Below are 21,050 nucleotides of genomic sequence, written 5' to 3' on the forward strand. Positions count from 1 at the left end.
CCCCGATCGGATCAACGCCCCCAAAGAAACCGAGGGCTGTTCCATAGCCTTGCGCGACCGGCTTATTCGGCGGCCATGCGCGGCGGGGGCGGTTCCGTCATGGCGACGGCACGGTTGAGGTCGACCGACAGCAGGCGGGAGACGCCACGCTCCATCATGGTGACGCCATAGAGCCGATCCATCCGCGCCATGGTGTGATGGTGATGGGTCACGACCATGAAGCGCGTGCCGGTTTCCTTCACAACTTCGTTCAGCAAGGTGCAGAGCCGCTCGACATTTGCGTCATCCAGCGGCGCGTCCACCTCATCCAGCACCGCCAGCGGCGCGGGATTGCTGCGGAAAACCGCGAAGATGAGCGAGAGCGCGGTCAGCGCCTGCTCTCCGCCCGAGAGAAGCGAGAGTGTCGACAGCTTCTTGCCCAGCGGCTGGGCATAGATTTCAAGACCCGCTTCCAGCGGATCGTCGGACCCGACCAGCGCCAGATGGGCGCGGCCACCGCCGAACATGCGCGCGTAGAATGCCTGGAAATTCTTGTCGATTTCCGCGAAGGCGGCGGACAGCCGCTCGCGCCCTTCGCGGTTGAGATGGCCGACCGAGCCACGCAGCTTGGCGATGGCCGCGACCAGATCGCCCTTCTCGCGGTCAATCAGCTCGATCTGCCGGGTGATCTCCTCCGATTCCAGCTCGGCGCGCAGGTTCACCGGGCCCATTTCGTCCCGTTCCTTGGTCAGGCGCTCGAACCGGCGGCGGGCCTTGTCCTCATTCTCCTGGCTGGGCTCGACCGTGATTTCCGGGAAGGCGGGTTCCGCGCCCAGCCGTTCCAGAATGCGTTCGGCGACCGTGCCCCAGGCGTGGTTCGCCTGCTCCACCGCGCTTTCGGCGCGGACAAGGTTTTCGCGCGTCAGCGCCTGAGCGGTTTCAGCGGCGCGCGAGGCCTTTTCGGCGGCCCGGGCCTCATCCTCCGCCGCCTTCAAGCGGCTGGCCGAGGTCTGATGGGCAGCCTGCGCGTCCGCGAATTCGGTCGTCTGCGCCGCGCGGGCCGTCGCCAGCCGCTCGGGCTCTGCCGCGAGTGCCGCATGTTCGGTCGCGGCTTCCTGCCGTCGCTGGTCGAGATCGGCGAGATGGGCTTTGCCGGCCTCGGCCCGTTCCGCCCAGCTTTGCCGTTCCTGTGCCAGAGCCTGCCGGCGCTGGGCGCGGGTGGAACGATCACGCAGCAGCCCGTCATGGCGGGCGCGGCTGTCGCTTTCCTCGCGCCGCGCCAGTTGCAGGGCGCTGCGGGCGGTCTCGACCTCGGCGCGCATGGCCGATAGGTCGGGGAGATTGGCGGCTTCCTCACGAATGGCGGCCAGCGAGGCGTCGGCCTCGGTCTTTTCCGGCTGGGCGGCTTCCAGCTGGGAGACGACACCGGCCAGCCGCTGCTCGGCGGCGGCGGCGCGGGTGGTGAGGGCTGCTGCCGTATTGCGCAGACGCTCGGCTGCCTGATCGGCCTCGCGGCGGGCATTGCGGGCGGCCTGTTCCTCGGTCACCGTCGCGCGGTCGGCCGTCTGGGCCGCGTCCTGGGCGGCTTTCGCTTCTGCCGCGGCCTGGTCGGCGGCAGCCCCATCCTCGCGCAGCTTGCGCAGGCGGTTGCGCTGCGTGAGGCGCACGGTCGCCGCCGTCGGTGTGCCGGCGCGCAGTGTATAGCCGTCCCAGCGCCAGACACCGCCTTCCTTGGAGACGATGACCTGGCCGGGCCGCAACTGCGCCTGCAAACCGGGCGCGCCATCGGCCGGGGCCAGCAGAATATGAGCCAGGGCGCGGGCCAGAGCAGGCGGACCCTGCACCACCTCGCCCAGGGGCTGACAGCCTTCGGGGATGGCGGCGCTGCCGTCGATCGCCGGCAATTCCCGCCAGTAACGCGCGGCTTCTTTTCCGGCCGATGCACTCAGTTCTTCGCCGAAAGCGGCACCAAGGGCGGCTTCCAGGCCGGCCGGAACGGTCAGTTCGTCGACCAGCTGCGGGCCGCCTTGGGTGCCGCCGACGCTCAGCACTTCATTGAGGGCGCGGATTTCCGCGCGCAGCTTGGTGGCGGCGGCTTCCGCCGTATTGGCCTGTTCGCGGGCTTTCGTCAGCGCGCTTTGCGCGGCCACACGGGCCTTTTCGGCCGTTTCCAGCCGGGTCGCTGCCTCTTTCCGCGCCGCTTCTGCCGTCTCGGCCGCTTGCTTCGCTTCGGCGAGCTTGTCCGGCGCGATCAGGTCCAGCGCCAGTCTGTCCCGCTCGACGGTGAGCCGGGCGACCTGTTCGCCCACGCGCCGCGCGCGCTGTTCGGCCTGGGACAGCCGACCGGTCAGCGCCTGGGCGGTGGCGGTCAGCGCCGCATTGCGTTCGGTCGCGGCCTGGGCCGTCGCTTCCGCTTCGCGCGCCGTCTCGGCCGCGCGGGTCATGGCGGCAACAGCCTCGGCCAGCCGCGCTTCGGCCTCGGCCTCGGCGGCGGCCAGGGTCGCGTCTTCGGCGCCGAGGCGCTGCTCGGCCTCGGCGGCGTCGCGCATCAGGCCTTCGGCACGGCCGAGATCGCGCAGGGCCTGTTCCAGGCGCTGATTGGCGGCGCCGATGGCGGCCTTCGCGCGGGCTTCCTCGGCGGCCAGCTGTTCGCTGGCGACGCGCTGGCGTTCCAGCGCGGTGCGGGCCTCGGCTTCCGCCGCGCGAAGTGCGGGCAGAATGTCATGGCCCTGGCCATGCGCCTGTTCGGCGGCACGATTGGCCTCCGCCGCTTCAGCGGCCTTAACCTTCGCTTCTTCCAAAGTGAGGCGAGCGGCTTCGCGAGCACGCTCCACCCGCAGATGCTGAATGGCCAGGAATTCGGCTTCGCTGGCGCGAATGAGGCCGGAAATATTGCGATAGCGCGCGGCCTGGCGCGCCTGACGCTGCAGGGCCTGCAATTGAATTTCCACCTGCCCGCGCATGTCATCGGCACGCTGCAGATTGGCCTCCGTGGCGCGAAGCTTCAGCTCGGCCTCATGCCGGCGAGCAGAAAGCCCGGCAATGCCGGCGGCTTCTTCCAGGATTTGCCGGCGCTCTTCCGGCTTGGCATTGACGATGGCGGCAACGCGGCCCTGTCCGACCATGGCGCAGCTGCGCGCGCCGCTCGCCATATCGGCGAACAGCGTCTGCACATCGCGGGCGCGCATTTCGCGTCCGTTGATGCGATAGGCGCTGCCCGAACCGCGTTCGATCTTGCGGGTGATTTCCAGCTCGGACTGCTCATGCAGCGGCGGCGGAATGATGCCGAGCGCATCCTCCAGCGTGACGGTGACTTCCGCCATATTGCGGGAGGGGCGCGTGGTGGTGCCGGCGAAGATGATGTCGTCCATCTCTCCGCCGCGCAGTGACCGGGCATTGCCCTCGCCCATCGCCCATCTGAGCGCATCGACGATATTCGATTTGCCGCAGCCGTTCGGACCGATGATGCCGGTCAGGCCCGGCAAAATCTCGACGCTGGTCGAATCGGCGAAGCTCTTGAACCCCGCGATGCGTAGACGGGCGACCCGGGCGGGCAAGTGCGATTACCCTGCCAGGCCGATGGCGGAGACGAAGTCGCTGTATTCCATGTCGCCGGCCTGGGTCTTGCCCTTGATGAGGAAGGAGGGCGTGGCTTCGATATTGTACATCTTTTCGTCTGCTACCTGCTGGGTTTGGATCCAGTTCTTGAGAGCGCTGTCGGCGACGGCCTTGTCGAAAACGTCACGGCCCATGCCGGCCAGCGCCGCCATCTTCCAAAGCTCGTCCGTATAGTTCACGCCCGGCGCGAAGGCCCAGGTATCCTGGCTCGCGAAGAGAGCCGTGATGAAGGGGTAATATTGCGTGGTCGGAAGATAGCGCGCGACCATTGCCGCTTCCAGTGCCACGGCGTCGAGCGGGAAGTCGTGATAGACGATCCGCAGCTTGCCCGGCTTCACCAGCTTTTCCATCACGTCCGGCATCGTCGTCATCGAGAAATGGGCGCAATGCGTGCAGGTGAGGGAGAAGAACTCCTCAACCGTCACCGGCGCAGTCGCAGAGCCGATGGAGCGCGGGCCTTCCGTGGCCGGCAGGCTGTCGGCATGGCCCAGGCGCGGCAGGGCCATCGTGCCCATGGCGGCAGCGCCGGTGGTGACCAGGAAGCGACGTGTAATCATAGCAGCAACCTTCAATATGTTGTGGTACGTAGCAGATCAGCCACTAACTGTCGATAATTCAGTCATTGGCTAATGACAGGGGAGTGACGGTCAACCCTCGCCCCGATGGGTGCGGATGGCGATGCCCAGACGCTGCAAAGCGTCATGCAAAGGGCCGGGTTCGATGCCGGCAATGTCGGGTGGCGGCCCGGCCGGGCGCGGTTTGCGGGCGGGTGCGCGCGGGGCGGCCGCGACCGGCAAGGTCGTCTGCTGCACGAAGCGCAGGCGCTTGATCAGCGCATTTTCGCCGAAGGATCCGATATGGTTGTTCAGCCGCGCGATCAATTGCGTCGTCAGATGTTGCAATTCCATCGCGACCGGCCCCTGGCAGGCGATGGTCAGCGTGCCGGCGGAAAATTTCTGTGGCTGGGTGCGGGGGCCGAGCACCGGTCCCATAATGTCCAACCAGTCGATCATGATCTGGGACGTGGCCGGCGCGCGGCGGCGAAAGCCGGGCTGGGTGACGCGAGCGATAAGGCCGCCGATCGGCCGCATCGTATAGGTGCGGGACGGCGCTTCGGAAGCAGGCGTCTTGCGACCGGCCTCCGCTGGCGTCATCTTCTTCGATGTGCCGCCATTCCGCTCGTCCAAAGCCATCCAGCCTTCACCCTCTGTCGCGCGCCTGCTCGATTGGTATGCGCGTCATCGCCGCAGCTTGCCCTGGCGGGCGGAGCCTGGCGAGACCGCCGATCCTTATCGGGTTTGGCTCTCCGAGGTCATGCTACAACAGACGACGGTGACTGCCGTCATTCCCTATTATGAACGTTTCCTTAGCCTGTTCCCGACCGTAAGGAATTTGGCGGAAGCGCCGGATGATGCCGTGATGGCGGCCTGGGCAGGGCTTGGCTATTACGCCCGTGCCCGCAATCTCCTCGCCTGCGCCCGCCGCGTGGTGGAACTGGGCGGCGAATTTCCTGCCGATCTAGACGGGCTTCGGGATTTGCCCGGCATCGGGGAGTACACGGCCGCTGCCGTGGGGGCCATCGCCTTCGGCCTGCCCGCCGTGCCGGTGGACGGCAATGTCGAGCGGGTCATGAGCCGCGTCTGGGCGATCGAAACGCCGCTGCCACAATCCAAGCCGCTTATTAAGGAACGGGCGGCTGCGCTGATGGAGCAGAAGGCCGCGCGGGCTGCGCCGTCCGACACGGCGCAGGCGCTGTTCGATCTCGGCGCCACGCTATGCGCGTCAACCTCGCCGGCCTGCGGGCTTTGCCCCTGGCAGCCGCAATGCGAGGGGCATCGTAAAGGCATCGCCGCCAGCCTGCCGCGCAAGACACCAAAGGCCGCGCGCCCGCGCCGCCATGGCGCGCATTTCCATCTGTCGGATGCCGAAGGCCGTGTGCTGCTGCGCCGCCGCCCGGCCAAAGGGCTGCTGGGCGGCATGGCGGAAATCCCAGGCACCGATTGGCGCGCGGAAGAATGGACCCGCCAGGACGCCTTGGCCCAGGCGCCGGTAACGCAGGCGCATTGGGTTAAGCTCGGTTCCGTGCGTCATGTCTTCACGCATTTCGAATTGCTGTTGGATGTCTATGGCGCGTCGCTTGTGACAATCCCCGAAGGCGCGATCGGGCAAGGTTTTCTGTGTCCGGCCGCCGATCTTGACGCGCAAGCCTTGCCGAGCCTGATGGCCAAATGCCTTGTCTTGGGCCAAAAGACGCTCAAGCAGGGCAGCCCTGCCGCCGATTATCCTGCCGATCTTCTCGTTTAGGAGCTTACCCCATGAAGACCCGTGCCGCCGTCGCCCGCGCCAAGACGCAGCCTTTGAGCATCGAGACCGTCGACCTGGAAGGCCCGCGCGCCGGCGAAGTGCTGGTTGAGATCAAGGCAACCGGCATCTGCCATACGGACGAATTCACGCTCTCCGGTGCCGACCCGGAAGGTATTTTTCCGTCGATCCTCGGCCATGAAGGTGCCGGCGTCGTGGTCGATGTCGGCCCCGGCGTCACCAGCCTGAAGAAGGGCGATCACGTCATTCCGCTCTACACGCCGGAATGCCGCCAGTGCGAATATTGCCTCAGCCGCAAGACTAATCTTTGCGTCGCCATCCGCTCGACCCAGGGCCAGGGCCTGATGCCCGACGGCACGGCCCGCTTCTCCTGCGACGGCGAGCCGATCTACCACTATATGGGCACTTCGACCTTTTCGAACTTCACGGTCCTGCCTGAAATCGCGCTGGCCAAAATCCGCGAGGACGCGCCTTTCGAGAAGGTCTGCTACATCGGTTGCGGCGTCACCACCGGCATCGGCGCCGTCATCAATACCGCCAAGGTCGAGCCGGGTGCGAAGGTCGTCGTCTTCGGCCTGGGCGGCATCGGCCTGAACGTGGTGCAGGGTGCGCGGCTGGCGGGTGCCGAGATGATCGTGGGCGTCGACCTCAACCCAGGCCGCGTGCCGATGGCCGAGAAATTCGGCATGACGCATTACGTCAACCCGAGCGAGGTCGAGGGCGATCTGGTGCCTTATCTGGTCAATCTGACCAAGGGCGGGGCCGATTACACCTTCGAATGCATCGGCAATGTGAAGGTGATGCGCCAGGCGCTGGAATGCGCCCATCGCGGCTGGGGCAAGTCCGTCATCATCGGCGTGGCGCCGGCTGGCGCCGAGATCAGCACGCGGCCCTTCCAGCTGGTCACTGGCCGCCAGTGGCTGGGCACCGCCTTCGGCGGCGCGCGGGGCCGCACCGACGTGCCGCGCATCGTCGATTGGTACATGGACGGCAAGATCAATATCGATGATCTCATCACCCATGTTCTGCCCTTCGAGAAGATCAACGACGGCTTCGATCTGATGAAGCGTGGCGAGTCGATCCGGACCGTTGTGACCTATTAAGGTCCGACGTAACGCTCAGGCTGCTTCCGGCGGCCTGAGCGATTTGCCCAGCGTGAATTCCACATGCACGGCGTCATAGGGAAAAACGACGCCTGCCGCCGTGCGGTCGATCACGCCGGCCAGAACCAAAGCCGTAACGTCCCCATGCACGGCTTTGACGTCGCGGCCGACCCGGCGCGCGACTTCGCGGATGGATAAGACGCCCGCACCGGTCATGGCTTGCAGGATTTCCCAGCGCTTCGTGGTCAGGGTCTGCCAAAGCAGTTCGACCGTCGGGAAGGAGATATGGGCGCCCTGATTCTCTCCGGCGAAAGCCGCAGCCAGACGCTGGTTCACGGCGTCTCGCGATGAGACGGAGAGGGTGACGCTCTTCAGCTTGCTATCCACTGGTCTACATCCCGCCAAAAATCATCAATGAGCTTTTCCGGGGACATGAAATCATAGGGTATTTCGACGTCGCCGAAATGCTTGTGGTCGCCTTTTCCCGCTTCATTGTCGTAACGCAGCACACAGACGCCGCTGACGATCAGCGCGAGTGAGTATTTGTAGCGATGATCTGACCCGCGAACGGAATTCGGCACCGCCCAGACACGCAAAGCGACGAAAGCGTCATCCTGTAGCTGCTGCCGCTCGTTTAGGAGAAGCCGGGCCTTCATGTTGGGATTTACTCCAACGACAAGGTGATGTCAATTTGTCCAACACTAGAGTTACGGCGTTCAACGCCCTCGGCTGCGGCGCAGGGCGGCGATAGTCTTGGCGGCCAGCCGCGCTTCGTGCCGGTCGGCTTCCTCGATATCCCTGGCGCTGGCGACCGGCGTGCCGCTCGAAAATTCCTCGGCCAGAATGAAGCCGACGCCGAGCAATACTGGGCCAAGGAAGACACCCAGGATGCCGAAGGCCAAGGCCCCGCCCAGCACGCCGAGAAGGGTCAGGATAAAGGGCAGATGCGCGCCGCGGGCGATGAACCAGGGGCGCACGAAACTATCGGCGATCGAGATGCCGATGCCGCAATAGGCGGCCAGGGCCAGGCCCGCGACGGTATCGCCGGAACTCAGCAGCCAGATCGCCGCTGGCACCCAGATCAGCGCGCCGCCGCCTGGAACCAGGGAGAAGAAGGTGCCGCACAGGGCGAGCGGTGCTGCATTCGGTACGCCGCTGATCCAAAGGCCCAGGCTCAGCATGACCCCCTGCACAAGGGCGGTGCTGAGAATGCCGTAGACTGCCCCGCGCACGGTGGCACCGACAATGGCCAGCAGCCGGTCCGCCTGGGCGCCGATGATGCGGAACAGGATATTGCCGATATGGCGAGCAAGGGCCTCGCCATAGATGAAGAAAAAGAAGGCGATGAACAGCGCCAGGCCCATGCGGACCACGCCATCTGTCGCCACCACCAGAATATGCAGCCCTTCTTTCGCGGCCATGCCGAGATAGGGATGAATAGCGGCGAGCAGGCTTTCCAGGTCCGCCGACCAGTGGTTCCAGAGGTCGCTGACGGTCGAACCGAACAAGGGCAGACTGGCCACCCAGCCGGGCGCCGGCGGCAGGCCGAAGATCAGCACTTCATTGATCATGCGGCGGATATTGGCGGCATTCTGCAAGCCGCTCTGCGCGATCAGACCCAGCGGCAGCAGAATGACCAGGGCCGACATAACGATCATGGCGAGCGCGGCCATGGCCCGCGACAGGCGCAGGCGCACCCTTAGCCAGACGAAGATCGGCCAGGTCGTGAAGGTCAGGATCGCCGCCCAGGCAATGGCCGCGATGAAGGGTTGCAGCACGGCCAGACAGCCGGCGATCAGCGTGCCGAGCAGCACCCAGATGAGCAGTCTTTCGGTCAAGATGCGCGCAATCCTCTGGGCCAAGCGAGCGGGAGGCGTCTTGTTACAACAGATTGCGGCGAAACGTGAGACGGTGACGTCACCTTGTCGGTGGACGCCGCTGGGTAGAGACTGCCTCGCCTAGCGATGGAGCCCGATATGACGCCGCTCGTGACGACGGACTGGCTGGCGGATCACCTCGACGATCCGAAGGTCATCATCTGCGACTGTTCCTTCTATCTGCCGAACGACCCGCGCAGCGCGGCAGGCTTGTTCGCCGAGGCCAGAATTCCGGGCAGCCGCTTCTTCGATATCGACGTCATCAAGGACGACGCGACCGACCTGCCGCACATGCTGCCGTCGCCGGAAGCCTTCGCGGCACATATGAGCCGCCTTGGCATTGCCAATGACGCGACCGTGGTCTTCTACGATCAGGTCGGGCTGTTTTCGGCGGCGCGCGGCTGGTGGATGATGCGCGTGTTCGGGCATGACCGCGCGGCGGTGCTGGACGGCGGGCTGCCTAAGTGGAAGGCCGAAGGGCGACCGCTCGAAATCAAAGCCCCCGCCGTGCCGCAGGCGGCGGCTTTTGTTCCGACGGCTCGGGCTGATCTGGTGCGCGATGTCACGGCGATGAAGGCGATCGTAACGGAAGGTTCGGCGCTGATTCTGGACGCACGGCCGGCCGGGCGTTTCGCCGGCACGGCGCCGGAACCGCGCGCGGGCGTGCGCGGCGGCCATATGCCGGGCGCCCATAATATCCCCTTCAATCAATTGCTGGCGGCGGACGGCACCATGCTGCCGCCGGACCAGTTGCGCGCGCGCTTTGCGGCCGAGGGCGCGGGCGGCGACCGGCCGGTCGTGACAAGCTGCGGCACCGGCGTCACGGCGGCGGTGCTGACGCTGGGCCTCGCTGTCGCGGGCTTGCCCATAGGCGCGCTTTATGATGGCTCTTGGACGGAATGGGGCGGCCGCCCCGATACCGCAGTGGAAGTTGCAAGCGATGCCGGATGACCGACTGGACGAGACTTCAGAAACCGCACGTTTCGCGACGCGGCTGACGCAGGTGGGGCGCCCCGGCGCCCGCGCTCATGGTTTCGTCAATGCCGCCTTGGTTCGTGGCTCCACCGTGCTGCATCCTGATCTGGCGCATCGCGCTGGCATGGAAAGTCAGCGCTATGCGCAGGCGCAGATCTACGGCACCCACGGCACGCCGACGCATTTCGCCCTGGAAAACGCGATTGCCGAGATCGAGGGTGGCACGCGCTGCCAGATCGTCTCCTCCGGCCTGTCGGCCATCACCACGCCGCTGCTCGCCTTCCTGAAGACGGGCGAGCATGTGCTTGTGCCGGACAATGTCTATGGCCCGACGCGCCGCTTCTGCGACGGCATGCTGGCGGGGCTTGGCATCGCGACGACCTATTACGATCCGATGATCACGGCCGAAGGGCTGGAAGGGCTGATGCGGCCCGGGACGAAGGTGCTGTTCCTGGAAAGCCCGGGCAGCCATACCTTCGAAGTGCAGGACGTGCCGGCTTTGGCCGCCGTCGCCCATGCCCACGGCGCCAAGGTGATGATCGACAATACCTGGGGCATCCATTTCTTTCAGCCCTTCCAGCATGGCTGCGACGTCTCGATCCAGGCGGCGACGAAATATATCGGCGGCCATTCCGACATCATTCTGGGCGCCGTGACGGTCGCCAATGACGCCGACTGGAAGCGCCTGCGCGATGCCGCGACGGCGCTGGGCCAATATGCGAGCCCCGATGATTGCTGGCTGGCGCTGCGCGGCGTCCGCAGCCTGGGCGTGCGGCTGAAGCATCAAATGGAGGCCGGGCTTGACGTGGCAAGCTGGCTGCAAACGCGCCCCGAGGTGCTGCGCGTGCTGCATCCGGCGCTGCCCGACAGCCCCGGTCACGCCTTCTGGAAGCGGGATTTCACCGGCGCCACCAGCCTCTTCGGCGTCGTGCTGAAGCCGCATCACGGCATCGATGCGGTCGGTGCCATGATCGACGGCATGACCCTGTTCGGCATCGGCGCATCCTGGGGCGGGTTCGAAAGCCTGATCCTGCCGACCTCGGGTACCATCAGCCGTTCCGCCGGCACCGGCCAGTTCGGTGGCGAGATGATGCGGCTGCATATCGGCCTGGAAGACGTGGCCGATATCAAGGCTGACCTCGAACGCGGTTTCGCGAAGCTGCATGAGGCCACCGGTGGCTGACATCGCGGACGTCGTTTCCTTCAACGCCGACGGGCTGGTGGCCGCCATCGCGCAGCAGCACGATACCGGCGAAGTGCTGATGATGGCCTGGATGAATGCCGAGGCTCTGGCGGAAACGCTGAGCACCGGCCGCGTCTGCTATTACAGCCGCAGCCGGGGCAAGTTGTGGCGCAAGGGCGAAAGCTCGGGCCAGACCCAGGCGCTGATCGACCTTCGCATCGACTGTGACGGCGACGCCCTGCTGCTGCTGGTCGATCAGAGCGGCGTCGCCTGCCATACCGGCCGCCGCTCCTGCTTTTATCGCGCGGCCCGGCCGGAAGGGCTGGTTGAGATCGCGGCGCCGGAAATTTCGCCGGACGCGCTCTACGGCCATACGCACAACCACTAGACCCGCAGAGACCGCCATGCGCGCCGTTCGCTTTCACAAACCCGGTGACCTGCGTGTGGAGGAGATTCCGCTGCCAGCCGCGCCGGGGCCGGGGCAGGTTCTGCTCACCGTGAAAGCGGCCGGCATCTGTGGCTCGGACCTGCACAACTACCGCACGGGCATGTGGATCGCGCATCTGCCGGTGACCCCCGGCCACGAATTCGCGGGCGAGGTTCTGGCCGTGGGGGCTGGCGTTACCGGCCTCGAACCGGGTGACCTGGCGGTCGCGGATTCCCGTGTCACCTGCGGTGTCTGCGCCAATTGCCTGGCCGGGCGCGCCAATCTGTGCGGAAAACTCGGTTTCGTGGGCGAGGTCTGCGACGGCGGCTTTGCCGAACAGGTGGTGCTACCAGCCAGCGGCCTGCTGAAAGCCCCTGCCGGTTTGGCGCCCGAGATCGCGGCTATGGCTGAGCCGCTGGCCGTTGCGCTTCATGCCATGCGGCGGCTGGACCCGGCGCCCGGCGCGCCGATCCTGGTCACGGGTGGCGGCACCATCGGCGGGCTGACGGCGCTATTGCTGGCCGAACACGGGTTCGGGCCGATCCTGCTGGCTGAGCGCAACGCGGCCCGCGCCAGCCTGTTGCGGGAGGTCGTCGGCGTGCAGCCGGTGCCGCTGGACCACGACGCGGTAAGGGATGCCTGCGGCGGGAATGGTCCGCGCTTCTGCCTGGACGCCACCGGCTCGCTGGACGTGCTGCGCTTCCTGCTGCGCGCCACCGCCCCCGGCGGGCGGCTTGCCATGGTTGGGATATTCCACGGCGAAGGCACGCTGGACCCGAACCTGATCGTCGAGCGCGAACTCGATCTGCGCGGCTGCGCCGTCTATGCCGGCGAGCAGGCCGAGGCTTTGGCTCTGCTGCCGCGTCTGGCCGGCAAGCTTGCGCAACTGGCCGAAACGCCGATCGGCTTGGCCGAGGTGCCGGACGCGTATGAGCGGCTGATCAGCGGCGGCAGCGACCGGCTCAAGACGCTGATCGTGCCGTAAATCAGCCCTTCTTTTTCTTCTTCTTGCCCTCGCGGGCGATCTGGGTTGGGGCCGCGCCGCCCTTGGCGCGCTCGATGACGAATTTGGCGTAATCGTCCATGTCGCCGTCGAAGGGCACCACCGTGCCGTCCGCCGCCAGCCACAGCCGGTCCGCCACCAGTTCCATCAGCGACCGGTCATGGGTGATCAGGATCACCGCGCCCTCATATTCGTTCAGCGCGTCCAGCAGCGCGCGGCGGCTGTCGATATCCAGATGGTTGGTCGGCTCATCCAGGATCAGCAGATGCGGCGCGGCCTGGGCCACGAGATTGAGCAGCAGACGGGCGCGCTCGCCACCCGAAAGGTCGAAAACCGTCGTTTCCTGCTTCGAACGCGCCAGACCCCATTGCGCGAGGCGGGACCGGCGGGCGGATTCGCTGATTTCGGGCAAGGCGCGGCTGATGATTTCCAAAGGGGTGTCGTCCGGGTCCAGCGCCTCGATCTGATGCTGGTGGAACCAGCCGACCTTGATGCGGCCTTCGCGCTGCATATGGCCCGAGCGGATGGCCAGCGCGCCTGCCGCCATCTTGGCGAAGGTGGATTTGCCGGCGCCGTTGACGCCCAGCAGGCCGATACGGTCATCGACGTCGAGACGAAGGTTGAGACCGGTCAGGATCGCCGGGTCATCGCCATAGCCGATATCGACACCTTCCAGCCGCATCAGCGGCGGGGCCAGCGGCCGGACAGGCGAAGGCAGCATGAAGGGGGCCACCCGTTCCTCGATCGTCTCGCCGATCGGCTCCAGCTTGGCCAGGCGCTTCATGCGCGACTGTGCCTGGGCCGCCTTGCTGGCCTTGGCGCGGAAGCGATCGACGAAGCCTTGCAGATGGGCGCGCTCGGCTTCCTGCTTGGCGCGGGACGAGGCTTGCAGGCGCAGCTTCTCGGCGCGCTGGCGCTCGAAATCATCATAGCCGCCGGTATAAAGGTCGAGCTTGCCCTCGTTCACATGCAGGATGTTCTGCACGGAATTGTTCAGCAATTCGCGGTCATGGCTGATGATGAGGGCGGAATAGGGGTATTTCTGCAGCCGCGCTTCCAGCCACAGCGCGCCTTCCAGATCGAGATAGTTGGTCGGCTCATCCAGCAGCAGTAGGTCGGGCTGGGCGAAAAGTGCGGAGGCCAGCGCCACGCGCATGCGCCAGCCGCCCGAGAATTCGGCCATCGGCCGGTCCAGGTCTTCGACCGAAAAGCCGAGGCCGCCCAGAATTTCCCCCGCACGGGCCGGCGCGCGGTCCGCGTCGATTTCGATCAGCCGGCCGTAGATATCGCCCATGCGCTCGGGCTCGGCCGTTTCCAGCTCGGCATAAAGCGCGTCACGCTCCACATCGGCCGCCAGGATGGTCTCGAGCAGCGAGATCGGCGTTGCCGCGTGTTCCTGATCCACGGCGGCCACGCGCGCCGTCTTGGGGATGACGATTTCGCCGCTATCGGGTTGCAGCGAACCGAGGATGAGCTTGAACAGGGTCGATTTGCCGACGCCGTTGCGGCCGACAAGGCCAACCTTGGCATTGACGGGCAGGGTGACGGAGGCGCGGTCGAAAAAGCGCCGTCCCCAGGCATTGAATACGAGGCCGTCAATCTTGATCATGCTGCAATTTGCCGGGAAGGGGGAAGCCAAGCTTGGCGTAAGCTGGTTCCCCTACAGGCTTTTGCCGCAGCGCAATATGGAATTCTGCGATTGGCCGGTCAGTGTTCGAACTGGGGCCCGACGAAAGTGAACATGCTGTTGGGGTAATCGCCGCCGTATTTCACGTCATAGAGGCTGATCTGGGTCTGCCGGCCCTGGGCGTCGCGGATGATCCAGCTGCGCAGCGTCAGCGGGTCGGTTGCGAAGATCAGCGTGATGGTGCCGGCGCTGGGCTTGCTGGTGCGCACCAGGCTTAGCTGGATCTGTCCCTTAGCCCGCGCGATGCCGGTGACGGTCACGTCGCCCGACAGTTTCAGATTATCCTGAAGCAGCAGTCCCAGCGGGGTCGCGGACAGAAAGATATTCGTCGTCTGCTTTACCGCCGGATCGTAATAGACCAGCAGCCCATGGCCCGCGACCAGCAGCAGCTTGTCCGGCCCGTCATATTCGAACCGCATGCGGCCAGGGCGCATCATCCAGACATTGCCGCCGACCGAATTGCCATTGGCATCGACCTGCAGAAAGCGCGCCTGCAGCGATTTGACGCCGTTCAGATAGGTCTGAATGGCGTCGATATCGCCCTGATCTTGGGGCGTAGTGGGTGCGCTGGGCGCCAACTGCGCATGAGCGACGCCCAGCGGCAGGGCCGCGAGCGTCAGAGCGAGGGCGGGTAGGGCACCGAGAAGGATACGACGGTTCATGGCACAGGATGTGGCACTGCCAGGGCCGCTTGAGAAGGCGTTTCCAGTGTCAGCTGGATTAAGGAATTGTTGGGTTGCGCCCGTTCAGGCCGCAGCGGCGGCGATGCCCAGCGGCATCTGCATGGCGCTGCCATAGCTGCGGCTGACCATGCCGCCGGCCGTCACGCGGCGGAAAGCCGTGGGATCGGCGAACAGCGCCCGCAACAGCAGGTTGTTGGTGCGATGGCCCGAGCAGTCGCCGGTGAAACGGCCGATGATCGCGGCGCCGGCCAGCGACAGGTCGCCGACCGCGTCCAGCACCTTGTGGCGAACGAATTCGTGGCTCATGCGCAGACCGGCGGGGTTCACGACATCTTCGCCGTCGACCACCACCGCATTGTCCAGGCTGCCGCCAAGGGCCAGGCCGGCCGCACGCAGCTGCTCGATTTCATGGGCCAGCGTGAAGGTGCGGGCATGGGCGACTTCAGTCCGGAAATTCGTCTCGGTCAGACGCAGGTCAAGTGACTGGCAGCCGATGGCGCCCGCCGCGAAGTCGATCGAGACAGATAGATCGAGCCCGACCCAGCTGCCGCCGGTCGGCAGCGGCTCGAAGGTCGCGGTGGCGCCTTTGTCGGAGACCGTGACGGCGCGCAGGATTTCGATCATCGCGCGCGGGGCGGCAAGATCCATCACGCCGGCGCAGTCGATCAGGAACAGGAAGGGGGCGGCAGAGCCATCCAGGATCGGCACTTCCGGCCCATCGACTTCGACGATGATAGTGTCGATCGCCAGCGCCGCGAGGGCGGCCATGATGTGTTCAATCGTGCCGACGGAAATGTCAGGCCGTTCGGCCGAAGTCAGCTTGGTGCACAGCCGCGTGTCGAGCACGCGGTCGAAGATGGCTGGGATTTCGACGCCGACATCGGTCCGGCGGAAGACGATGCCGGTGCCGGCAGCGGCGGGCAGCAAAGCCAGCCGGGTCTCACGGCCGCTATGGAGGCCGACGCCGCGGCAATCGATGGGGTTGCGAATCGTGCGGGATGCAGCAGGGATTGCCGTCTCGGTATAATATCCCGGCAATCCATCCATGCCTTCAATCCCCAGTTCATCCAAGTGAAAGGCCAAAAACAGCCTCCCTTTATCTGGGCGCAGAGAAGCATTCATTAAGAGGCGCTGCCAGTCAATGATTGTTGCCCTGTGTTACGGCATAAGTTTTTGAATTTAAAAGTTTTTGTGCAGTGCTTTTAGGCGGGTTGATCTAAAGCATGTCGCAAAGTGTGAGCGGCTTCGGCAGGTGCGATCAGGCTGCGGCGGAGAAACAGGTCGATTAGCACGAGGTTCACATTGAACTTGAAATGATCGGTGTCGCGCACTGTTTTCACGGCGCGCTCGATCGGCCAGAGCTCGAAGGCCTCAACCTCGCCGTCACTCGGCATCGGCGTGAAATCCGCTGGCAAAACAAGGTCGTAGCAGTAAAGCAAATCGCGCCGCAGACCCTCGCCGCGTTCCATGTCGTAGCGCAGGCGCCCGACGCGCTGGGCCTGGGCCGCGAGCGACGGCGGGATACCGGCTTCCTCGCCGGCTTCCTTGATCATCGTGTCGTCGGCGCCCATGCCGGCGGAAATGCCGCCGGCGACGATATGGTCGAGCTTGCCGGGGTCGAGCAGCTTGGTCGCAGACCGGCGGGCGACCCAGATGTGCAACCCGTCCGGGCGCTCCACCAATCCGTTGCAATGCACGCCATGGGAGACGATGCCGAAGGACGGCACCGCGCCGCGATCCAGCATGGTGATGGCCGGGCCTTCCTCACCCGCGCGGACGTCGAACATTTCGCCCCGCAGACGATACCGGCCGGATTCTCCGATGGCCTGCGCAAGCGCGGGCAGTTCGGCTACGCGGGCATCTGGCAATGTTATGCCGCCACCCTCATCCGGCGTGAGACCTGCGGTCTGGGCAAAGATTTGGGCGAAATCGGGCTTCAGCCAGCCGACCGCGAGCGCCCCGACCCGGAAGGGTAGACGGCCGCCCGGCAGGGTCGCCGTGCGCGAAGATGTAATATGCCGCAGGAAGAAATCAGCGACGCGGTCAGCCATGCGCGAGAAGCCTTTGCAATGGGAAGGGGTCATGCCACATGCGATCCATGGCCTCTGCACCGCCCTCCAATCCCGTCGGTCAAGGTGCGGCTGCCGCCCCTGAGGCCGCCACCGCCACCCGCACCATGCGGATGCTTCTTCCCTACCTCTGGCCGCCGGGCGATACCATGGCCCGCGTGCGCGTTGTGGCGGCTGTCGCGCTCCTTATTTTGGCTAAGGTCGCCACGGTCTATGTGCCGATCTTCTATGCCAAGGCGGTCGATCATCTGGCGCCGAAGGGCGCGCATGCGCTGGGCAATGGCAATGGCCCGGCTGCCGCCGCCATCACCGTCCCCATCGCGCTGATCGTCGGCTATTGCTTGCTGCGCATCGCCTCCGGCGCCTTCGCCGAATTGCGGGATGCCGTCTTTGCCGCCGTCCAGCAGCGGGCCGTGCGCCGCATTGCGATGCAAACCTTCGAGCATCTGCACAAGCTGTCGCTGCGCTTTCATCTGGACCGCCATACGGGCGGCCTGTCGCGCGCCATCGACCGTGGCACGACGGGGATCGAGCAGGTGCTGCGCTTCGCCGTCTTCAATATCGTGCCGACGCTGTTCGAGCTGGCGCTGGTCACCATCATCATGTGGCGCATCTTCGACTGGCGCTATGCGCTGACGACCATCGTGGCGGTCGCGCTCTATGTCGCTTTCACCCTGATCTTCACCAATTACCGCGTGCGCTACCGCCGGCTGATGAATGACTCGGATGCCGATGCGCAGACCAAGGCCGTCGACAGCCTGCTGAATTATGAGACGGTCAAATATTTCGGCAACGAGGCTTTGGAAATTCAGCGTTTCGACCGCGCGCTGGAGAAGTATGAGCGCGCGGCCACGCGGTCCCAGGTCATGCTCAATCTGCTCAATATCGGGCAATCCATCATCATCGCCCTGGCGCTGGGCGCGATCATGCTGCTGTCGGCGCGGGGCGTCGCTTCCGGCCATATGACGGTCGGGCGCTTCGTCCTCGCCAATACCTATTTGATGCAGCTTTATACGCCGCTGAACTTCCTGGGCTTCGTCTACCGGGAGGTGAAGCAGGGGCTGGTCGATACCGAGCATCTGTTCCGCCTCATGCGCGTCGGCGCTGAGATCGCGGACAAGCCTGGCGCGCATCCGCTGGTGCCGCAGGGCCGCACGGCGGCGCTGACCTTCGAGGACGTCCGCTTCGGCTACAATCCCGAGCGGGAAATCCTGAAGGGTGTCAGCTTTGCCATTCCGCCCGGCGGCAATCTGGCCGTGGTCGGGCCGACAGGCGCCGGCAAGTCCACGCTGACGCGGCTGCTGTTCCGCTTCTATGACGCGAATTCTGGCGCCATCCGCATCGACGGGCAGGATTTGCGGGATCTGACCCAGGAAAGCATCCGCGCCGCCATTGGCGTGGTGCCGCAGGACACCGTGCTGTTCAACGATACCATCCGCTACAACATCGCCTATGGCCGCCCAGGCGCGACTGTGGCGGAGGTGGAGGAGGCCGCGCGTCTTGCCCAGCTCGATGCCTTCATCAAGACCCTGCCGCAGGGTTATGAGACAAAGGTGGGTGAGCGCGGGCTGAAACTATCGGGTGGGGAGAAGCAGCGCGTCGCCATCGCCCGCACGCTGCTGAAAAACCCGGCCATTCTCATTTTGGATGAGGCGACCAGTGCGCTCGACACCAAGACCGAGCAGGAAATTCAGACGGCATTGCGCGCCATTGCGCAGGACCGGACGACGCTGACCATCGCGCACCGGCTGTCCACGGTCGTCGATGCCGATGAAATTCTGGTGCTGGAACACGGCCAGGTCGCGGAACGCGGCAGCCACTGGAATTTGCTCGCCCATGGCGGCATCTATGCCAAGATGTGGGCGGCGCAGGCCGAGCAGGAGGAAGGGGCCGCCGCCGAGCGCGCCGTTTCCGCCGAGATTGTGCCGCAGACGACAAAGGAAGTGATCGAATGAGCGACCGTAATGCCCCCGATTTCGAACGTCTGGCGGCGGCCGAGCCCAACCTGCGCCATGCCGGTGCGGTCGTGGATCAGGCCATCGAATATATGACGAAGGAGCATATCGACCCGATCTCCATCGCCTCCGCCCTGCTGGGCGGTGCACTGGGCATGCTGTCCGGCAGCCTGCCGCGCGCGGCCGTGCTGGCGGTGCTGGATCAGGCGCGAGCCAGCGTGGAATCGGGCGAAATGGCCGAGTTGTCGCATCCGCCCGCGCAGGGGCATGCCTGACCCCCTAACGGCGGGCGAGAAGAATCAGCTGCCACGGGTTGACGCTTGGCGCTGCGTTCGTCATAAGCCCGCCTCCGTCGGGATGCCGTGTGACAGTTTAAACGCGTGTGTTCCTGTTTGATGTGTCGAGGTTCCTATGTCCCGTCGCTGCGAGATCACCGGTAAGGGCGTTATGTCTGGCAACAATGTCAGCCACGCCAATAACAAGACCCGCCGTCGTTTCCTGCCCAATATGCAGGATGCGTCCGTGATGTCTGAAATCCTGGGTGCGCCGATCACCCTGCGCGTCACGCCGCGTGGCCTGCGCACGATCGAGCACAATGGCGGGATCGACAACTTCCTGCTCAGCACGCCGACAAGCCGCCTGACGACCGAAGCGAAGGTCATCAAGCGCCGCCTCGAGCGCGCCGCCGCCCGCAAGAGCGCCGCTGCTGCCGCCACTGTCTGATTTTCGGATGGACTGACGCCTCTGCGGTTAGCGGAGGCGTTTGCCTGGACGAACTGACATGATCAGCCGCCCGTCACACTCATGTGGCGGGTTAGCTGTTTCTGGGGCCTGTCTGCCGCGATCATGAAGTCATGCTTGTGCGGCTTGCGCGCAACGGCGTCCCTCACCAGCCTTTCCATTTCCATATCGCTGGCCCCCGCCCGCAGCGGCGTGCGCAGATCCGCGTGATCCTCCTGCCCCAGGCATAGGAACAGCGTGCCGGTGCAGGTCAGCCGCACGCGGTTGCAGCTGTCGCAGAAATGATCCGTCAGCGGCGTGATGAAGCCAATCCGCCCGCCCGTCTCGGCAATCCGCCAATAGCGCGCCGGCCCTGGCGCGACGCCGGTCGCCGCCGCCTCAGGCTTTAACTCGCGCGACAGCGTCCATCGGTTATCCAGTCTCGGTCGCAGGATCGACAGCGGCAGATACTGGTCCAGCCGATTTTCACCGGTCTCGCCCAGCGGCATTGTCTCGATCAGGCAGAGATCGAAACCCTGATCACCGCACCAGAGGATGAGATCGTCCATCTCATCCTCGTTCAGCCCGCGCAGGGCCACCGTATTGATCTTGATGCGCAAACCGGCGGCCTTTGCAGCTTGGATACCAGCCAGCGTCTGGTCCAGCTTGCCGCCGCGCGTGATGGCGTGGAAACGGTCGGGCCGGAGCGTATCGAGGCTGACATTGATGCGCTTCACGCCGGAGGCGGCCAGCGCCGCCGCATGCTGGGTAAGCCGGCTGCCGTTGGTGGTCAGCGTCAGCTCCTGGAGAGCGGCCGGCCCGATATCCTGACCGAGTGACGCGATCAGCTGCATCACGTCCCGGCGGACCAGCGGTTCGCCACCCGTGATGCGCAGCTTGGTGGTGCCGAGGCGCACGAAAAGCCGCGCCAGCCGTTCCAGCTCCGCGAAGGTCAGCAATTCCTCGCGCGGCAGGAAGGTCATCTGTTCCTGCATGCAATAGACGCAACGAAGGTCGCAGCGGTCGGTCACCGAAATGCGGAGATAGGAGATCGTGCGGCCGAAGGGATCAATCAAAGGCGGCTTCTGGCTTCCCATCAATCATCCACCAGTTCCAGGCTGACGACGCGGGCATTGATCAGCACTTTGCCGGCATCCTCGAAATTCACCGTAATGCGGTCATTCACCACGGACTGCACCTGGCCAGGCCCCCATTCCGGGCAGCCGGGATGGCGCACCCAGGCTCCCGGTTCGATAAACAGAAAGCGGCGGCTCGCCATAGCGATGGTGATCCTTCAAGGCTGCGTCACTATACGCATCGGGGCGGCAAAGGGTAACAGCCGACCCAATTGGCGCTAGGGATGCCATTCCTGCTTATCTAGGCATGGATTATGACGTTTTGAGTGGTTCATCCAAGTGTCACTAGGGTGTGCGGTCTCGACGGATTAGT

The 21,050-nt window shown here is 65.2% G+C and carries 21 protein-coding genes; 9 read left to right on the forward strand and 12 right to left on the reverse strand.

All coding sequences use genetic code 11. The annotated features are described in order from the left end of the window. Positions 1–62: 62 nt before the first annotated feature. From smc to ASILVAE211_RS10125, 3 genes are all read right to left on the reverse strand, one after another. Complete coding sequence (gene smc, locus ASILVAE211_RS10115; protein ID WP_227321173.1) at positions 63–3,536, reverse strand: chromosome segregation protein SMC; 3,474 nt, start codon at positions 3,534–3,536, stop codon at positions 63–65. Positions 3,537–3,542: 6 nt separating this feature from the next. Then, positions 3,543–4,154 carry a thioredoxin domain-containing protein gene (locus ASILVAE211_RS10120; RefSeq protein WP_227321174.1) on the reverse strand — a complete coding sequence of 204 codons (612 nt, stop codon included), beginning with the start codon at positions 4,152–4,154 and terminating at the stop codon, positions 3,543–3,545. Positions 4,155–4,244: 90 nt separating this feature from the next. After that, the gene (locus tag ASILVAE211_RS10125) at positions 4,245–4,751 is read right to left on the reverse strand and encodes a DUF721 domain-containing protein (RefSeq protein ID WP_227321175.1); all 507 of its coding nucleotides are present in this window, start codon (positions 4,749–4,751) and stop codon (positions 4,245–4,247) included. Between the two features lie 10 nt (positions 4,752–4,761). Here ASILVAE211_RS10125 and ASILVAE211_RS10130 point away from each other — a divergent pair, with 10 nt between their 5' ends. Both ASILVAE211_RS10130 and ASILVAE211_RS10135 read left to right on the forward strand, forming a co-directional pair. Beyond that, a complete protein-coding gene (locus tag ASILVAE211_RS10130; RefSeq protein ID WP_406566045.1) occupies positions 4,762–5,901 on the forward strand; it encodes an A/G-specific adenine glycosylase in 1,140 nt (379 codons plus the stop codon). 11 nt (positions 5,902–5,912) lie between these two features. Beyond that, on the forward strand, positions 5,913–7,022 hold the full coding sequence (locus tag ASILVAE211_RS10135) for an S-(hydroxymethyl)glutathione dehydrogenase/class III alcohol dehydrogenase (RefSeq protein ID WP_227321176.1): 1,110 nt from the start codon (positions 5,913–5,915) through the stop codon (positions 7,020–7,022). A 15-nt stretch (positions 7,023–7,037) separates the two neighbouring features. Here ASILVAE211_RS10135 and ASILVAE211_RS10140 read toward each other — a convergent pair whose 3' ends face one another. Genes ASILVAE211_RS10140 through ASILVAE211_RS10150 form a run of 3 tightly spaced genes read right to left on the reverse strand, consistent with a single transcriptional unit; the run spans position 7,038 to position 8,860 of the window. Further along, positions 7,038–7,409: an HVO_A0114 family putative DNA-binding protein gene (locus tag ASILVAE211_RS10140; protein ID WP_227321177.1), complete on the reverse strand. Its 372-nt coding sequence runs from the start codon at positions 7,407–7,409 to the stop codon at positions 7,038–7,040. Next, a complete protein-coding gene (locus tag ASILVAE211_RS10145; RefSeq protein ID WP_227321178.1) occupies positions 7,394–7,678 on the reverse strand; it encodes a toxin-antitoxin system TumE family protein in 285 nt (94 codons plus the stop codon). The genes ASILVAE211_RS10140 and ASILVAE211_RS10145 overlap by 16 nt, the downstream gene beginning before the upstream one ends. A 60-nt stretch (positions 7,679–7,738) precedes the next feature. Next, the gene (locus ASILVAE211_RS10150; protein ID WP_227321179.1) at positions 7,739–8,860 is read right to left on the reverse strand and encodes an AI-2E family transporter; all 1,122 of its coding nucleotides are present in this window, start codon (positions 8,858–8,860) and stop codon (positions 7,739–7,741) included. A 138-nt stretch (positions 8,861–8,998) separates the two neighbouring features. Here ASILVAE211_RS10150 and sseA point away from each other — a divergent pair, with 138 nt between their 5' ends. The 4 genes from sseA to ASILVAE211_RS10170 are packed head-to-tail and all read left to right on the forward strand — an operon-like array spanning position 8,999 to position 12,469. Then, positions 8,999–9,850: a 3-mercaptopyruvate sulfurtransferase gene (gene sseA / locus ASILVAE211_RS10155; RefSeq protein ID WP_227321180.1), complete on the forward strand. Its 852-nt coding sequence runs from the start codon at positions 8,999–9,001 to the stop codon at positions 9,848–9,850. Continuing rightward, entirely contained in the window at positions 9,840–11,057 is a 1,218-nt protein-coding gene (gene metC, locus ASILVAE211_RS10160) for a cystathionine beta-lyase (RefSeq protein ID WP_227321181.1), read from the forward strand. The genes sseA and metC overlap by 11 nt, the downstream gene beginning before the upstream one ends. After that, a complete protein-coding gene (gene hisI / locus ASILVAE211_RS10165) occupies positions 11,038–11,445 on the forward strand; it encodes a phosphoribosyl-AMP cyclohydrolase (RefSeq protein ID WP_227321182.1) in 408 nt (135 codons plus the stop codon). Before metC ends, hisI begins: the two co-directional genes overlap by 20 nt. A gap of 16 nt (positions 11,446–11,461) precedes the next feature. Continuing rightward, complete coding sequence (locus tag ASILVAE211_RS10170; protein WP_227321183.1) at positions 11,462–12,469, forward strand: zinc-dependent alcohol dehydrogenase; 1,008 nt, start codon at positions 11,462–11,464, stop codon at positions 12,467–12,469. Position 12,470: 1 nt separating this feature from the next. Here ASILVAE211_RS10170 and ASILVAE211_RS10175 read toward each other — a convergent pair whose 3' ends face one another. The 4 genes from ASILVAE211_RS10175 to ASILVAE211_RS10190 form a co-directional block, all read right to left on the reverse strand. Next, on the reverse strand, positions 12,471–14,096 hold the full coding sequence (locus ASILVAE211_RS10175; RefSeq protein ID WP_227321184.1) for an ABC-F family ATP-binding cassette domain-containing protein: 1,626 nt from the start codon (positions 14,094–14,096) through the stop codon (positions 12,471–12,473). A 98-nt stretch (positions 14,097–14,194) separates the two neighbouring features. Further along, positions 14,195–14,836, reverse strand: coding sequence for a LolA family protein (locus ASILVAE211_RS10180; protein ID WP_227321185.1), 642 nt, complete (start codon positions 14,834–14,836; stop codon positions 14,195–14,197). An 84-nt stretch (positions 14,837–14,920) separates the two neighbouring features. Continuing rightward, positions 14,921–15,904 carry a UDP-3-O-acyl-N-acetylglucosamine deacetylase gene (gene lpxC, locus ASILVAE211_RS10185; protein ID WP_406566046.1) on the reverse strand — a complete coding sequence of 328 codons (984 nt, stop codon included), beginning with the start codon at positions 15,902–15,904 and terminating at the stop codon, positions 14,921–14,923. A 155-nt stretch (positions 15,905–16,059) separates the two neighbouring features. Beyond that, positions 16,060–16,908 carry an NUDIX hydrolase gene (locus ASILVAE211_RS10190; RefSeq protein WP_227321187.1) on the reverse strand — a complete coding sequence of 283 codons (849 nt, stop codon included), beginning with the start codon at positions 16,906–16,908 and terminating at the stop codon, positions 16,060–16,062. Between the two features lie 47 nt (positions 16,909–16,955). Here ASILVAE211_RS10190 and ASILVAE211_RS10195 point away from each other — a divergent pair, with 47 nt between their 5' ends. The 3 genes from ASILVAE211_RS10195 to rpmB all read left to right on the forward strand — a co-directional run bounded on the left by ASILVAE211_RS10195 (position 16,956) and on the right by rpmB (position 19,604). Continuing rightward, complete coding sequence (locus ASILVAE211_RS10195; protein WP_406566047.1) at positions 16,956–18,881, forward strand: ABCB family ABC transporter ATP-binding protein/permease; 1,926 nt, start codon at positions 16,956–16,958, stop codon at positions 18,879–18,881. Further along, positions 18,878–19,156, forward strand: a complete 279-nt coding sequence (locus ASILVAE211_RS10200) for a hypothetical protein (protein ID WP_227321188.1) — start codon at positions 18,878–18,880, stop codon at positions 19,154–19,156. The genes ASILVAE211_RS10195 and ASILVAE211_RS10200 overlap by 4 nt, the downstream gene beginning before the upstream one ends. A gap of 136 nt (positions 19,157–19,292) precedes the next feature. Continuing rightward, positions 19,293–19,604 carry a 50S ribosomal protein L28 gene (gene rpmB / locus ASILVAE211_RS10205; RefSeq protein ID WP_227321189.1) on the forward strand — a complete coding sequence of 104 codons (312 nt, stop codon included), beginning with the start codon at positions 19,293–19,295 and terminating at the stop codon, positions 19,602–19,604. A 62-nt stretch (positions 19,605–19,666) separates the two neighbouring features. Here rpmB and moaA read toward each other — a convergent pair whose 3' ends face one another. Together moaA and ASILVAE211_RS10215 are read right to left on the reverse strand one after the other, a co-directional pair. Next, entirely contained in the window at positions 19,667–20,698 is a 1,032-nt protein-coding gene (moaA, locus tag ASILVAE211_RS10210; protein ID WP_227321190.1) for a GTP 3',8-cyclase MoaA, read from the reverse strand. Beyond that, complete coding sequence (locus ASILVAE211_RS10215) at positions 20,698–20,880, reverse strand: DUF3553 domain-containing protein (RefSeq protein ID WP_227321191.1); 183 nt, start codon at positions 20,878–20,880, stop codon at positions 20,698–20,700. The genes moaA and ASILVAE211_RS10215 overlap by 1 nt, the downstream gene beginning before the upstream one ends. Between the last annotated feature and the right edge of the window lie 170 nt (positions 20,881–21,050).

The sequence above is a fragment of the Acidisoma silvae genome, assembly GCF_020618775.1.
Classification (GTDB): domain Bacteria; phylum Pseudomonadota; class Alphaproteobacteria; order Acetobacterales; family Acetobacteraceae; genus Acidisoma; species Acidisoma silvae.